7 protein-coding genes are annotated in these 15,415 nt (G+C 46.8%); 3 read left to right on the top strand and 4 right to left on the bottom strand.

Annotated features, from left to right (window positions below; genetic code table 11):
- The first annotated feature begins 930 nt into the window (after positions 1-930).
- The 3 genes from C4H11_RS12925 to C4H11_RS12915 are packed head-to-tail and all read left to right on the top strand — an operon-like array spanning position 931 to position 7,570.
- The gene (locus tag C4H11_RS12925) at positions 931-4,050 is read left to right on the top strand and encodes a SusC/RagA family TonB-linked outer membrane protein (RefSeq protein ID WP_234819836.1); all 3,120 of its coding nucleotides are present in this window, start codon (positions 931-933) and stop codon (positions 4,048-4,050) included.
- A 20-nt stretch (positions 4,051-4,070) separates the two neighbouring features.
- A complete protein-coding gene (locus tag C4H11_RS12920; RefSeq protein ID WP_106042604.1) occupies positions 4,071-5,579 on the top strand; it encodes a RagB/SusD family nutrient uptake outer membrane protein in 1,509 nt (502 codons plus the stop codon).
- Positions 5,580-5,590: 11 nt separating this feature from the next.
- A complete protein-coding gene (locus C4H11_RS12915; protein ID WP_106042602.1) occupies positions 5,591-7,570 on the top strand; it encodes an alpha/beta hydrolase family protein in 1,980 nt (659 codons plus the stop codon).
- Positions 7,571-7,763: 193 nt separating this feature from the next.
- Here the strand turns inward: C4H11_RS12915 and C4H11_RS12910 are convergent, their stop codons facing one another.
- The 4 genes from C4H11_RS12910 to C4H11_RS12895 all read right to left on the bottom strand — a co-directional run bounded on the left by C4H11_RS12910 (position 7,764) and on the right by C4H11_RS12895 (position 15,408).
- Positions 7,764-9,221 carry an aminoacyl-histidine dipeptidase gene (locus tag C4H11_RS12910; protein WP_106043435.1) on the bottom strand — a complete coding sequence of 486 codons (1,458 nt, stop codon included), beginning with the start codon at positions 9,219-9,221 and terminating at the stop codon, positions 7,764-7,766.
- 516 nt (positions 9,222-9,737) lie between these two features.
- Positions 9,738-10,646: a Gfo/Idh/MocA family oxidoreductase gene (locus C4H11_RS12905; RefSeq protein WP_170231638.1), complete on the bottom strand. Its 909-nt coding sequence runs from the start codon at positions 10,644-10,646 to the stop codon at positions 9,738-9,740.
- A gap of 66 nt (positions 10,647-10,712) precedes the next feature.
- Positions 10,713-13,904 carry an efflux RND transporter permease subunit gene (locus tag C4H11_RS12900; RefSeq protein WP_106042600.1) on the bottom strand — a complete coding sequence of 1,064 codons (3,192 nt, stop codon included), beginning with the start codon at positions 13,902-13,904 and terminating at the stop codon, positions 10,713-10,715.
- 13 nt (positions 13,905-13,917) lie between these two features.
- On the bottom strand, positions 13,918-15,408 hold the full coding sequence (locus C4H11_RS12895; protein ID WP_106043431.1) for a TolC family protein: 1,491 nt from the start codon (positions 15,406-15,408) through the stop codon (positions 13,918-13,920).
- Positions 15,409-15,415: the final 7 nt, after the last annotated feature.

Below are 15,415 nucleotides of genomic sequence, written 5' to 3'. Positions count from 1 at the left end.
AAAATCTGGTAAATTCGAAAACTAATGTCGACAAAGCAACAAAGAAACATCCCTTGGGTATGTTTTGTGATGACTCGTATTGTACGCTAACCGTAAGTGTGTGCTTTTGGTTCTGCTGCAAATAAGCTTAATCATATACATATTCGGCGCAGGGGTTTTCGGCGTTGTTCATCTGACATTAAGTAGGGCAACACTAGAGCCTTAGTGCGTAGGATGAGCAGCAAGTACTGCACCTTACGTCTTTTTTTGTGTATACATGCTTATAAATCGTCATTCGAATGGTGCAATGACACATTCTTATTCTAATATGGAGAAATTGAAAACACAAAAACTTTAGATGCATTTGCAGGATGTTTTGCTCAATGTTATGCCAACCAAACAACTTTTTCTTGTTGTATTCAAAACCGGGCATAAGGTGAGTTCTAAAAATTAATTTTTGTGAGTGAAAACCGTTCTTTCTGAATCAGTTCAGTTAGACTCAGCCTTTCAAAGAGGCTCCGCGGCTCGCGACAGTGTTCGTTTATCCACTCATTTAACTTGATTTATTGACGGAAGATGTGCTCCACCCGGCATCCGGTCTTGGGCTTCTGACGGTTGCTCTGCTTCTGTTCATCGGTAAGAGGATGATTTTGATGTTCTTTCTCACAGATGACGCTTCCTATATATTCTCGTTTTCTTCATCATTACGCCGTTTTATACTGCAATGGTAAGAAACATCATAGAACTATCATCATATTAATCTGATTATCATCTACTTATTTTTATAATATCTCTTAAATTAAATCAAAAAAAACGCACTTGCATATTTATAGATTTATATAGAATTTTAGCCTGATATTGAAAGTGTGTTTTCTTGCATATAAATGTGTAAAAGACGTTTGACGTGTATAGTGAATGAACAAATTAGTATTTAATTTAATTGTAAAAAAAATGATTAAGAAATTGTATCTGATGCTATCATTGCTTGCTATGAGCATAGGGATAGCGTGGTCACAAACCACTTTGAGAGGTGTCGTGACTTCTTCTGAGGAGAATCAGCCTGTAGTGGGTGCTTCTGTTCTCGTTAAAGGAACTACGGTTGGTACTATTACGGATGTAGATGGTCGTTTCAGAATCAACAATGTTCCTTCCTCGGCAAAAACGTTGCTCGTTTCGTTTGTGGGTATGATCACAAAAGAAGTGCCAATACGGTCTGGCTCTATGGATATTGTGCTCGATCCCGATACGAAAGCGTTGGACGAAGTGTTGGTTGTGGCCTATGGTACCACCAAGCGTTCGGCTTTTACAGGTTCGGCTTCAGTAGTGGGTGAAGATCAGCTGAAAACTCCGGCCGCTTCGTTCGATAAGTCGCTTGCCGGACAGATAGCAGGCGTGCAAGTAGTTTCGGCTTCGGGTCAGCCGGGTTCGGGTACCTCTTTCCGTGTACGCGGTTCGGGTTCTCTGAAGGCTTCGAACGAACCGTTGTATGTGATTGACGGTGTGGCAGTGGCTTCTTACGATAAAAACTCTTTAAGCGAGATTGCTTACAACAACGATTCGGGTACCAACATCTTGGCAACCCTCAACCCTAATGACATTGAGAATGTGACTGTGCTGAAAGATGCGGCAGCTGCAGCGCTTTATGGCTCGCGTGCTGCCAACGGCGTGGTGCTTATCACCACCAAGAGCGGTAAGCAGGGCAAGGCTAAAGTTACATTGAACACGCAATACTCGTGGGCATCGCTGGGCAAGGCTTATAAAATGGCGAGCTCGGCCGAATATTACAAAATGTTGTTTGACAGCTATCACAGCGAAGGGAACAACGTAGAAGAATCGAATGCCCGTGTTCAGGGAACTTTGACACACAATCCTTACAACACGGCCAATCCGCTCGATGCCAATGGTAAATTGGTAAGCGGTGCAAAGATTGTGGTAGATACCGATTGGCAGGATGAAGTGTTTAAAACTGCCGCCACTCAAGATTATACGGTAAACGTAAGTGGTTCGAACGATAAGACCGATTACTTTTTCTCTGTGGGTTATACCAATCAGGATGGTATTGCTCCTGCCAGCGATTACAAACGTTATACAGGTAAGGCCAACATCAATTCGCAGGCTACCGATTGGTTGAAAGCAGGTTTGAACGCAACTTTCTCTCACTCTATCCAGAATACTACCGTAGCCGGTTCGGCCGGTGCCAGCCCTCTGTACAACTCGTTGAGGTTCCCCAATGCGGTACCTGTTTACATTGTCGACACTGATGGTAATCCGGTGTTGGATCCAAACACGAAGGAGTTGCAATTTAATTATTCCAATCCCGTGTCACGCGATTTTAACCCCCTGAGTATTCCACACATGGATATTCACCGCAGTAAATTCTACCGCGTGCTCGTTTCGGCTTACGCCGACTTTACGCTCTACAAGGGATTGAATTTCAAGACCACTTTTTCGCCCGACTACGTATCGACCGACGAGCATCGTTATTGGAATAAGGAACATGGTAACGGTCCGGCATACAACGGTCGTTTGGATAAATATCACCATGTAGATTTGAACTATACTTCTACCAACACGCTGACTTACAGCAACACATTCAACAATTTGCACAGCATGAATGTACTTGCCGGCATGGAGTATTGGCAGAGCACGTTTGAAACATTATACGCGGGCGGTCGCGATTTGCTTGGCTCCATGCAAGAGTTGGCTGCTGCCGGCGGTTCATTCTCACCCAGTTCTAACACTACCAAAGAAACATTGATTTCTTACTTCGGCCGTGTGGAATATGCTTTTGCCGACAGATATAATTTGTCTGCCAGCTTTCGCTCTGACGGTTCGTCCGTATTTGGTTCCGATACCAAGTGGGGTACGTTCTGGAGCTTGGGCGCAAGCTGGAGAATGAATCAGGAAAACTTTTTGAAAGACAAAGCGTGGATAGATAACCTGAAGTTCCGTTTGAGCTACGGTACATCAGGTAATAAAAATGGCTTAGCCCGCTATGCTGCATTAGGACTTTGGGAGGCAAGTTCCGATTATAAGTATGGAAACTCTGTTGGTGTGGGACATACGCAATTGGTGAATGCGCTGCTAAGCTGGGAAAAGCAAGGCATGTTTAATGTGGGTATCGACTTCGGTTTCTGGAATCGTGTGTACGGCTCGCTCGATTATTTCTATAAAACTTCCGATGGTTTGCTCTACGACTATCCGTTGGCCTATACCAATGGTTTCACTTCGATCACCATGAATGCGGCCAAGACAGCCAACTCGGGTTTCGAGCTTTCGTTGGGCGCAGATATATTGAAAAGCCCCGTTCGTTGGAGCGCCAACCTGAATGCTTCAATAATCAAAGATGAGATCAAAGATCTGCACGGTGATAACGACGTGACGATGACCGAATATCAAAAGATATGGTCGATAGGCGGCAGCCAGTACGAATTTTACATGCCTACTTGGGCCGGTGTAGATCCTCAGAACGGTAATGCTCTATGGTATACTATCGATGCTAACGGCAATCGCACCACCACCAATGTGTATAGCAATGCCACCAAAGAAAGACAAGGACGTTCTACGCCTGATGTGTACGGCGGTCTGACCAATACGTTCGGCTATAAGAACTTCGATTTGTCTATCCAGCTGACTTATGTTATCGGCGGTAAGATTTACGATGGTCTGTATGCTAACATGATGCACGATGGATCGGCGGTTCAGAATATTCACCAAGACGCTTTAAACGCATGGAAGACAGCCGGTGAACATACAAATGTCCCACGTTTCGCTGTCAATAACAGTACCGGCTCAAGCAGCTTGTCAAGCCGTTATTTGTACGATGCTACCAACATTCGTGTAAAGAATATCACGTTGTCTTACACCTTACCGAAGAATCTGGGCGTTTTTTCAAAAGTTGTTTCCAATGCCAAAGTTTGGACTTCGGTAGATAACTTGGGCGCTTGGTTTGCCGACAGCAATTATAAGGGATACAGTGATATAGACATTTTCGGAGTGCAGGGATACGCTCTTTATCCGTCTATTCCTAATCCTAAAACACTTAGCATAGGAGCTAACATTACATTCTAATCAATAAAAAAGACGAAACAATGAAAGCAAAATATTTAGTATTAGCATTGCTGACTTCTGTGGCCACAGCCTGTTCGGACGACAGGTTGTATCAAGATCCGGCTACTTCGTTTACCGATGAAACAGTGCTCGAGAGTAAGGAAACTGTAAATACAGTGTTGATGGGCGCCTATGATTATACCGGTCACTTTTGGTACCACACCATCGGTCAGATTTCGCTTGACGTGATGGGTAATGACTTAAAAATGAGCGATGGTACTTTTGGTTTCTCTACTTACAACTGGCTTATGTTTGCCTACAATTATGTACAGTATCCGCGCGTGGTAGACGGCTGGTGGAGTGCCTATTCGGAATATATGTGGCGAAGAGCCTATCAAGCCATCGACCAATGTAATGAGATTATCGCTAATGCCGCCAAACTGCCCGCAGGTTGTGAAGACATCTTGGCACAAGCACACGGTGTGCGTGGTTGGAATTTCTTGAATCTGTTCAATTTGTATTGTGGCTCTTACACCGGTCAGGGAGCAAACGGACAAGGTTTGTTCTTGCGCGTCACTCCGGGAACTGCCGATGGCAACGATGTGCCTCGTTCAGATTTAGGCACGTCTATGAAACAAATCATCAGCGACTTCACTTATGCGTATGAGCATTGCACAAACGAAAGCAACTATTATATCAATAAAAAAGCTGCTGCTTTATTGTTGGCTCGTACTTACATGGATATGGGTGATTATGACAACGCTCAGAAATATGTGGAAGGTTTAAGTAAGTTTGACGGTAAGGACTTGATGAGTAAGGAAGAATATCAGTCGGGCTTCCACACAGCCAACAGCGAATGGCTTTGGGGCTTCAACTTCACTCCTGAAACTTGCAACATCTACGCATCTATTCCTTCATTCTATCACAGCGCCACGTTCAAGAATAAAACGGCTACTTTTGGCACTCCCGAGTATGGAAGCCAGACCACCTACAACGATTTGAAAGCGAATGGCGTTGATGTACAATTCGGTTATAGCACCGTGCGTGTGGCTTTCTCTTTTGCCAATATGTTCGGTAAGGGCGACTGCCGTGCTTTGTTTCCATTCTATATTGATAAGAAAGACGGTCTGTTCGTTTCCAAGTATGCATCCAACGGTTCGTTGGGCGTAGCCGACTATCCAATGGCCCGTATGGCTGAGGCTTACCTGATTGAAGCCGAGTGTTTGGCTCGCAAGAACGACGCACGTGGTTTGGCTGTGCTCAACATGTTGCAAAGTAAGCGAGACGGAACGTTATCTACCACTCTTTCCGTAGATGAGGTATGGTTTGAGCGTCGCCGTGAATTATATGGCGAGGGTTTTGCGCTTCCCGATTTGAAGCGTTTGCAAAAGCCGCTTGAGCGTGTGGGCGAAGAACAGTGGAGCGAGGTTAAATCGTTGCCTGCCAACAGTCCGCGCATGATGTTCCCGATTCCTGCGACCGAGTTGGATTATAATGATAATGCGACCGATGCCGACCAAAACGAATATTGGAGAGGCAAGAACTTTTAAAGCATAAAGTCATGAAAAAATTATTATCATTACTTATAATGGGGTTGGGTATTGCCGGCTGCGCCGATAAACAGCCGGTCGACAATGGCCTTACTTTTCAGTTTGAGGGACGCAGCATAAACATTGCCCCTTACTTCGAAGAGTTTCCGTACACCTACTTCAACGTGAACAAAGAAGGCGATAAGCTTATTTTCTTTCAAACAGGAAATAAGCAAAAACTTCAATGGATAAATATTGAGCCGGGAGCTGATATTCGTAATGCGCACGATGTGACCGATTTGGACTTTACCAAACGCAATTGCTGGAGCCCTACTTATAATGCGGCCGATAGTTATTTCTATTGGATAGGAGATGAGAAGAACGATGAGATCATCAATCTTTATCGTACCAAAGCCGGCTCGAACGAAGTAAGCAAACTGACTGATGTGCCTTATATTTACGCGTGGAGTTTCAATCCCGAAGGTACCAAAGTGGCCTATGTGGGCCGCATGGAGCAGGGCGAGACCACACGTCGTGACGAATTGCATGTCCTCAACTTGCAGACATTAAAAGATTCTTTGATATGCGAAGATGCTGATCCCTACCGTTATACGTGGGGTGATGTAAGCTGGCAGCCCGAAGGTAAGGGACTGATGTTGCTTGCCGTAAAGAATTACGATCGTACCTATACCAATGTGCTCTATCTTGACTTTGCTACCGGAAAGACCACCGTGCTTACCGACCCTGTAAAGCCGGCAAGCTTAAGCGGCGTAATGGTATTCTCCGATTGGTATAGCAACGACGAGGCTCTGTTTCTTAGCGATCAAGACGGCTACCAGAACTTGTATAGTTTCAAGCTGTCGACAGGAAAGACGGAGCAGATAACCAACTATACCATGAATATCGACAAAGCCGATTTCATCACGTTGGATGGAAAGAAATATGTGTTGGCCATGCAGAGCAATCCTATCGAGTCGAAGCTGATAATGATTGACCCGAGTACCCACCAAGTGGTGGCGCAAATTTCTTCGGAGCTGGCTCTGTCATTGGGTGCCGTTAAAGATAATACGGCCATTCTTACCGCAGGCGGCACCACAACCTTGTTCAAGGTGCTTAAAGCGGTGTGCACCACATCATCTATCAGTTTAGAGCCCATCATGGACACTCCTGCCGATTTGCAGCAAAAGTTGGTTCATTCTTCGGTAGAGCGTTTAGAAATACCTACGTTCGACATCGATCCCGCCACAGGCAAGCAACGTCTGATTCATGTTTATCTCTTTACACCTGATAATCCGTTGCCCACCGATAGAAGCCTGCTCATGGTCGAGGCTTTCTATGGTGGCATGAACAGCTACTCGCCCGATTATCAGATCTACACCCAAGCCGGCATTTACGTGTTGAGCGCAGCTCCTCGTGGAAGCGCAGGTTTCGGGCGCGATTTCGCATCGTTGAACGATAAAGATTTGGGCGGCAACGAAACCATTGATATGATCTACGTGTCGAAGTATGTGGCCGGAAAACTGAATATCCCTGCCGAACGTGTAGGCGTGTTCGGTATGAGCCACGGCGGCTACGAAACTATGCGTCTGATTACTTTCCCCGGCGAGGTGAATGGTCAGCAGGCAAGTTTCCCCTTCGGCTTCGGTATCGAAGCTGCCGGTTTCTGCGACATTATTTGGCAGCAGTATCACTCTAATATACCCGACTGGATTACGTTAGAAGCCGGCGACGTGAAGAATCCTACCGACTCTGTCCGCATGGTAGAGCGCTCGCCCATCAACGATGCCGACAAGATTACAGGCCCGTTGCTGCTGATTCACGGCACAAGCGATAACCGTGTGGATATAGCCGGTTCTGCCGACATGGCCGATAAACTCGAAGCATTGGGAAAACCTTATAAGTTTGTCAAGATGGAAGGATCGGGACATGGCTTTAAGGGAACTGAAAACAATAAGGTGTTCTATGGTGAGGTGTTTGATTTTATAGAGAGGCAAGTGCTTCATAAGAATTGACACTCGGTGTAGCACCGACTGACTAGTCCTAAATAACCGTTACAACTATTTAGGACTAGTCAACTTTACCCGTTATCGCAGACAGCGCAGAAGCTTGATAGGACTTTTATGCGCTTGTCACTATCTATAACTTTGAGGAATGTTGTCTAAATTTTGACACATTCTCTTTTCTCCTGCTTGATTAACCTTGGTTTTACTTTTCCGGTGTCTGTGCTAAGGTAGCCACTAAGAAGTCATAGAATTTTGCGACCGTGGGAATGTAGGCACGCTCATCGGGAGAGTGAGGCGAGCGCAAAGTGGGACCAAAGGAAATCATATCCAGTCCGGGACAATTAGCACCGATGATGCCGCATTCCAGCCCGGCATGAATCACCTTCACGGCAGGTTCCACTCCGAATTGCTGCTTGTAGGACTGCTTCATGGCGTGCAGGATAGGAGAATCCACATCAGGCTGCCAGCCGGAATATGCGCCGCTCAGCTCCACCTTCATGCCTGCCATGGAGAAACATGCGGTCAGGCTGTCGGCCAAGAAATCTTTCATCGTGTCGCACGAACTGCGGGCCAGGATGCGTACTTCAGCTTTCCCTCCGCCAATGATGACGATGGCCAAGTTGGAGGATGTCTCCACTGTGTCGGGCACCGTAGGAATCATACGCATCACTCCGTTCTGGCAAGCCATCAGCACGTTGACCAGATTGTCCTGAATCTCTTCGGGAACCACTGTGGCAGGCATGTCCGTCTCTTCCAGTTTCAGCGTGACACCGCTTTCCATCGGGGCGTATTCTGCATTGAGTTGCTCTTCGTACTCTTTGATATACTCTTCCAGCCCATCAATATCTTCCGGGTTGAACGTCAGTACGGCATGTGCTTCACGAGGAATGGCATTGCGCATATTGCCACCTTCAAAACTTGCAAGGCGGGAGTCGAATTCAATGAGCAGATCGTGTACAATGCGGGCCATCAGTTTGTTGGCATTGGCACGTCCTTCATTGATTTCCAACCCGGAGTGTCCGCCGCGCAAACCCTTCAGCGTTATCTTGCGGGCAACAAATCCCTTGGGCGCAGCCTCCTCCTTATATTCCAACGAAGCGGTGATGTCGATGCCTCCGGCGCAACCTATATACAATTCGCCTTCGTCTTCCGAGTCGAGATTCAGTAGGATATCGCCCTTCAACGTATCGGGTTTCAGGCCGAAGGCGCCGTACATACCGGTCTCTTCGTCTTTCGTAATCAGCACCTCCAGCGGTCCATGATTCAGATCCTTGGCTTCGAGCACGGCCATGGCGGCAGCCACTCCCAGCCCATTGTCGGCTCCCAGCGTGGTACCTCTGGCTTTCACCCAATCGCCGTCTATATAGGTTTCGATGGGGTCTTTCGTAAAGTCGTGGACGGTATCGTTATTCTTTTGCGGCACCATGTCCATGTGCGCCTGAAGGATGACGCCCTTGCGATTCTCCATGCCCGGAGTGGCGGGCTTGCGGATAATGACGTTGCCCACCCCGTCGACAAACGATTCCAGACCCAGCCCTTTGCCGAAGTCGATCAGAAACTCGGTAATCTTTTCCATGTGTCCTGACGGACGTGGAATACGTGTCAATGAATAAAAATGCTTCCACACATTCTGTGGAGCAAGCTGTAAGATTGTACTCATAATCATATAAAGTTGGTTTTCGCAAATATAACGGTAATATTTCTGTTTCGCAAATGTTCTATTACTCATTTTGCATCGACAAAATATTGCGATCAGGCACCTGACATATATCATTTTGAAAGCCACTTCATACCTGAGTTCGGGATAAGAAGCAGGTAGATAACCTCACCCGGAGGCTTGTGTTTTCAAAGCCAAATCACATTGACTATCACAGGTTTACCCCTACCTTGTCAGACACTTGCCTTTGTCACGACAAAGGATTGTAGCCGTCAAACAGGGGGCGCCGGCGCAAAAGGCTCTCTTCTGCCTAATCGCCGTAAACCGGTACATTCAGGAAATATCCGTCCGATGGGATGCAGCCCCTCATCTTTGGCAAAAGGAACGCCTATACCGAACTTGGTAATTCATATATTACAATCGGGTAATTCCTGAATAATATCACAATGCGGATAAGCTGCCAAGTAGCGAATATACTACTGAAGCAAGCGACCTCACCTTCCGTCAGCTTGCGTAGATTCAAAAGTGAAGATTCAGGAAGTCGGGAATATCGACGCGCTCTCCACCACGCCGGGCTGATATTTGCGTCAGTTCAGCCAGACACGACCATTCTGCTGCATCATAAACATCGATGTCGAGGGGCAACCCATGTCGCAAGCAGTATATCAACCGGCAATCCATGGCATAGTTCATCTCGTTGGGCACACCGCGCTCACTCCCCTCGCGCCATAAGTCGGCAGCAGGGCCGCGCATGTATTTGCGCAAGAAAGCCTCCGCGACTTCCCCCTCGAACAAATCGCTCTCGTGCTGCACCTGCGCAAGGGGATATTTTCGGGCAAAGCCTTCCGTACCGCATACAGCCTGAATACGTGAATAGGGACGAGGGGTAGTGCCATCGAACTGCAAGAGTACAGTCACTCCACGCTCGGTGGTGAGCAGCGTCGTGTTGCCATGCCCCAAGAGGCTTTCCGCACCCGCAGCTTGTCCCGTGACCGAGACCAAATGGCTGAACCTGTCACTGCGGTGAATACCCAACAACTGTGCTATCGGCCCTATGCCATGCGTGGGATATGGGTTGCCTCCATGCCAACAGCTCGTTTTGTACCAGGTCTGCGCACCGTGACTTCCTGCCGAGAAACGATTCCTCCAATCGTGGATATAAGCTCCCTCGCAATGCGTAATCGTGCCGAAAAATCCGGCATCGCGAAGCTCCAATGCGGCAAGCGAAAACCAGTCGTAACAACAGTTTTCCGTCATGAAACAATGCCGGCGGGTTGCTTCGGCAGTACGCACCAGTTCAAAGCACTCTTCCACAAAAGTATAACGACGCAAGGTTTGCAGACCGCGTTGTCCCAAACCAATCAAACCGATGCGCACCACGTCTATCGGTTCGCACCGCAAGCCCAAAGCCGGAGGAGAAATCATCATATTTTTATCGGGTTTCACGAAAGCGAAAAAATCACATACGCCTCCACTTCCATAAGACGTGCAAAGTTAATGGAAATCTTTCTTCTTCAACACAAAAACCGGTAAAAACAAGAAGATGCCGATAACGGACATTACCAGCCCCCCGATAGTGCCTGCCGCCAACGGAAACCAAAACGCTTCTTTATCGGTGCCTATCATAAAAGGAATGAAGCCCAGAATGGTGGAGACTACCGTGAGGAAAATGGGGATGGCTTTCACATTCCATGCCTTGGTATAGGCACGAAGGGAAGAAAGACGTGGAAAACGACGGCGGATGCTGTTGTATTCATTTAATATATAGATGCTGGCATTTACCGTGATGCCGCATAACAAAACGAAAGAGGCAAAACCTCCCTGATCGAAATTCAACCGAAACCAATAAAACGTAAGGAACACTCCTATATAAGAAACGGGAATCACGAAAATAATGGCAAGCGGCTGCTTCAGCGAATTGAACAAGACACTCGTTGTCAAAAATATGATTGCTATCACTACCAACAAAAGCAGGTATTGCTTGTTGTCTTTCCGATCCCACATCCATCGATTGTTGTCCGACTCCGCCGTATAGCCCATCGGAAGGAGTTTGTTGAATTCCTCCAAATCACGCTTTTGCACCTTGTTACCCATCTCTCCCGAGCCAATGTATTCATATTGCAGGCAAAGGCGATATTGCTGGTTCTCCTTGGCAATCTCCTGCGGCATCTGCCCTTTCTCCACCGTGGCCAATTCGGAAAGTTTGTAATACTTGCCGCCCCCTACACCATTAGGAAAAAACCGCATCGCCCAGATATCATATTCTCCCGATTGACGGGAAGAAAGCTTTATTTTCTCCGCCCCTTGCTCCGTTATCACCGAACCAATCTCCATATTCTTGCCGAAGATGGGACGTACAGCAGCAAAAAGGGTTTGTGCATCGATACCCTCTTGTGCCATACGTTCTTTATTCAGTTTGAAATAAAACTCCTGATAATCGTCTTTCCACCATGAAAATTCCGAACTGATGAGCACCTCTTTGATGCGACGGTGTGTCAACAGTTTAGCTTTCAGTTCCTCAGCCCAATGATAAAGTTCATCGTAATTATAACCGTACATTTTGATGCGATAAGAACCTGCGCTTTCACGCACATCGTTGCTGAAGCCCTGATCCTGCAACCCATAAATACCCCAACTGCCACCTCCAAGCTGCAACGCCTTGCTTATCATATTTGCTTTCAACGTATAAGGAAATCCCGTATTCTGGAACTCTTTTTTGAAGTAAACCTGTATACCGGCACGCCGGGGACTATATATGGACGTGTGGAATTGCTTGATTTCCTTAAAGCCGCTAAGATAGGTTTCCATTCGTTTCATCAATGTATTCATCTGTTCCAGTGTACTTCCATTAGGTAAATTAGCGTTGGCATGCAGAACGGTTTCTTCGTTACGAGTGAAATAACTACCCTCATACACTTTTTGCACAAATAGGCGCAAACTGCCGCCCAAGACCTTGTCGACAACAGGTTTCACCGACTCTTTGTATATAGTAGAGCCGAACGTTTTATTATATGTCTCTTTCCATTTCCCCTCTCCTTCCAGTTTCTCGGGTAGCAAAAAGACCGGCAAGCCAAAACCAAGAATTAAAAACGTGCATACCGCCCAACGCCAACGACAGAGAAAACGAATCAAGACAGCATAGCAACGGGCAAAGTACACTGAAAAGCGAAAAGAGGAAAAGGAAAAACGAAAAACTTTTTTTCTCATTCTCAACTTTCTACTTTTCACTTTCTTTTTTCCACTTCTCAACCCTATTTTTTCAATCATTGCCGGAACGAAAAACAACGCTACCATCAGAGATACAGCCAGATTGATGATCACCACTGCGGCAAAATCCTGCAAATTAAGCCGTATCTTTTCATCAAGAAAGAAAATAATGACCAATGCCCCCATCGTGGTGAGCGCGGCAGCCAGCACCGACATAAAAGCTTTCAGATTACGCCTATGCAGTATGTGTTCTGCCATCACAATCGTACTGTCTATCACCAGATTAAGCGAAACAGTAATACCCGCCAGCGAATAAAGTTGCATCTCCAACCCGAAAAAATAATAGAATATAAGTGCTACCGCTATGTTCACAACCAGAGCGGTCACAATCAGAAAAAGATATTTCAACCTGCGTGTAATGAGCCATACAAAAACAAGCAGAATCAGAACCGTCAACCCGGTACGGAAGTAAATTTTATCCAATTCCTCACGTATGTACTCGGTGGCGTCATAATTGGCATGCACTTCATAACCGGCAGGAAGCGCCCGACAAATATCTTCCATCTCATTCATAACCGCACGGCTCAACTGCAACTGATTGGCAGTCTCTTCTGCCGTGATGGAAAGATAGATAGAGTTCAAACCATTGATGCGGTAATAACTCTGCGGTTCTTCCTCCATACGCACAACCGAGACCAATTCGTCCAAGTGAAACAACTTCCCATCGGCAGCAGTCACGGCAATGACAGTAGGGTCAAAGTCCGTAGTATCTCCCTCAGGCACAAGCACCAACCGTATCCATTGCTCGCCGTCTTTACCGGTATCTACATTATGCGTACCCAGAAACTCTTTCCGGTAATGGCGCCGCACAGCCTCCCTTATATCCGACAACGTCACTCCCAATATACGCAATTGTTCGCTATCGTACTCCAACCTCCACTCCATGGAAGTGGCACCGCTGATTTCCACCTTATAAATACCCGAAAGACGCGCCAGCCGCGGTTTGATATGCTCTTCAGCGTACTGCTGTATCAAAATCGGAGCGGAAGGGGCATTCAGAGTATAAGACATGAACGGACGCGAAGCGTTTTCGTCAGGAACTTTCATCCGGATAACCGGATAGCTAGTCCCGGAAGGCAATTGCGGCCATGTTTGCCGGATGACGGTGGAAGCTTCAAAGCGCACTACATCTACATCGGCATGCTTGTCTAGTTCCACGGTAATCCTACCGAAACCATTACCCGAAACAGAATTCAGGTTCTTCACCCCCCGAATACGTGCCAGCATGGATTCCAGCTTACCGGTAACCTCCATCTCCACCACCCTCGACGAAGCGCCCGGCATGCCGAACCCCACGGTAAACCCAGGCAGACTGCGGGACGGATTCAGCTTGACGGGAAGCAACGGCACCAATGCCATACCCACCAAAGCAAGGCAGACAAAGGCAACGATAACGGTGAAAGAAGATGCGGATTTCATGAGCAATGAATGATTAACGGTCAGTGGCTGACGATTGGCGATAATCGAATTTTTCGGAAAGTGAAAAACCCGATGCAAAATCGTGCAAAGTCAACTTACGTATTTTATAATAATTCAGCCAGTAATTCTGTAAGGCAGAGATATAGTTTCGCTGTGCCTCCTGCTGGCGGTTCAGCGAAAGGGTCAGACTGTTGATGTCCGCCTTGCCTATGATAAAACGCTGACGGGTCTCATTGTATGCAAGAATGGCAAGGTCGAGCGCCTCTTCGGCACTTGCCACCAATTCCTGCTGTATATTGAAATCGCTCACTGTCATAATCACCTCCTCTTCAATGCTGACTTCACTTTGCCGGGCGGAAGTTTTTACCACATTCAGGTTGTTCTTCGCCATGTTGTATTTCCCTTTCCTCACTCCCCAATCCACCAATGGAATGGACACACTGACCGACACCATTTCCTGCTGCATGGGACGCTTGTATGCTTCCCCTATTTTCTCAGCCACTTGGTTAAAACCGACACTGGCATTGATACCGGCATTGAACCGAGATTCTTTTTTTTCCTTATCCACGCTCTGTTCGGCTTCCAATATGCTCTGGCGAAGTTCCAAGAATTTAGGATTATTGACCTGAGCAGCCTGCAAAGCTTCATCCACCGATATGGTTAATGTTTGCGGACGACTTGGAAGCATCACTCTGATATTCGTGTTTTTTTCCATATTCAGAAAAGAAGCTAAAGAGAACATGGCACGTTTCAATGCACTGGCAGCGTTCTGCAACGTATTGCGTGCATTCACCACATCGAGTTTCAGCGTCAACAAATCTGCACGGCTGATGGCGGCAATCTTCAGGCGTTGCATTCCGATGCGATAAAGAGTATCGGTAGACACGGCGTTCTCTTTCGCCAAGTCATATTCAGCCTGTGCCATGGCAAGGGCAAAGAAGTGAGTGGTGACTTGCTCGGACACCTGTTCGGTATTATAGAGATACTCCTTCTTTACCTTTTCATACTTCAAAGGTTCTATTTTGCGCTCCCAGCGAAAAGGATTATAGCCTACCAAACTTTGAGAATAGCCTAAACGTATCGGCACACTGGTAAACTGAGTATACTTATTGCTGCCGAAGCTACGCATATAACCTAACTCCGTATCTAAATAGAAAGTACCTCCCGTCAAGTCTAAATTCTGTCTGATGGCAAGATTGCCGTAAGCTTGGAAAGATTGCTGACTGCGGTAGATATCAAGGTTTTGCTCCGAATCGTATCGCTTGGTAATGTCACGGTTGTATTGCGCCGGTGTCATGTTCAATGTCAGACTTGGAAGCCGATTTGCCTTGTATGTGCGATATTCCCAATAACCGGCCAGATACATGTTTTTAGTACGAAAAGCCTCCAGCGAACTGTCGTTTGCCAGTGCAATGGCCTGCTGCAAATCAAGCGTTATCCGCTCCTGAGCAGCCACTGCCAATGCTCCTATTGCAAACAGCAAAGTAAGAATCTTTTTTTTCATCTCGATA

Source organism: Bacteroides zoogleoformans (genome assembly GCF_002998435.1).
Classification (GTDB): domain Bacteria; phylum Bacteroidota; class Bacteroidia; order Bacteroidales; family Bacteroidaceae; genus Bacteroides; species Bacteroides zoogleoformans.
This window is presented reverse-complemented; position numbering and strand designations above follow the sequence as displayed.

Excerpts from the sequence above, each read along its gene's own strand:
- C4H11_RS12925 (WP_234819836.1), top strand. The coding sequence starts at position 931 with ATGATTAAGAAATTGTATCTGATGCTATCATTGCTTGCTATGAGCATA.
- C4H11_RS12920 (WP_106042604.1), top strand. The coding sequence starts at position 4,071 with ATGAAAGCAAAATATTTAGTATTAGCATTGCTGACTTCTGTGGCCACA.
- C4H11_RS12915 (WP_106042602.1), top strand. The coding sequence starts at position 5,591 with ATGAAAAAATTATTATCATTACTTATAATGGGGTTGGGTATTGCCGGC.
- C4H11_RS12910 (WP_106043435.1), bottom strand. The coding sequence starts at position 9,221 with ATGAGTACAATCTTACAGCTTGCTCCACAGAATGTGTGGAAGCATTTT.
- C4H11_RS12905 (WP_170231638.1), bottom strand. The coding sequence starts at position 10,646 with ATGATGATTTCTCCTCCGGCTTTGGGCTTGCGGTGCGAACCGATAGAC.
- C4H11_RS12900 (WP_106042600.1), bottom strand. The coding sequence starts at position 13,904 with ATGAAATCCGCATCTTCTTTCACCGTTATCGTTGCCTTTGTCTGCCTT.
- C4H11_RS12895 (WP_106043431.1), bottom strand. The coding sequence starts at position 15,408 with ATGAAAAAAAAGATTCTTACTTTGCTGTTTGCAATAGGAGCATTGGCA.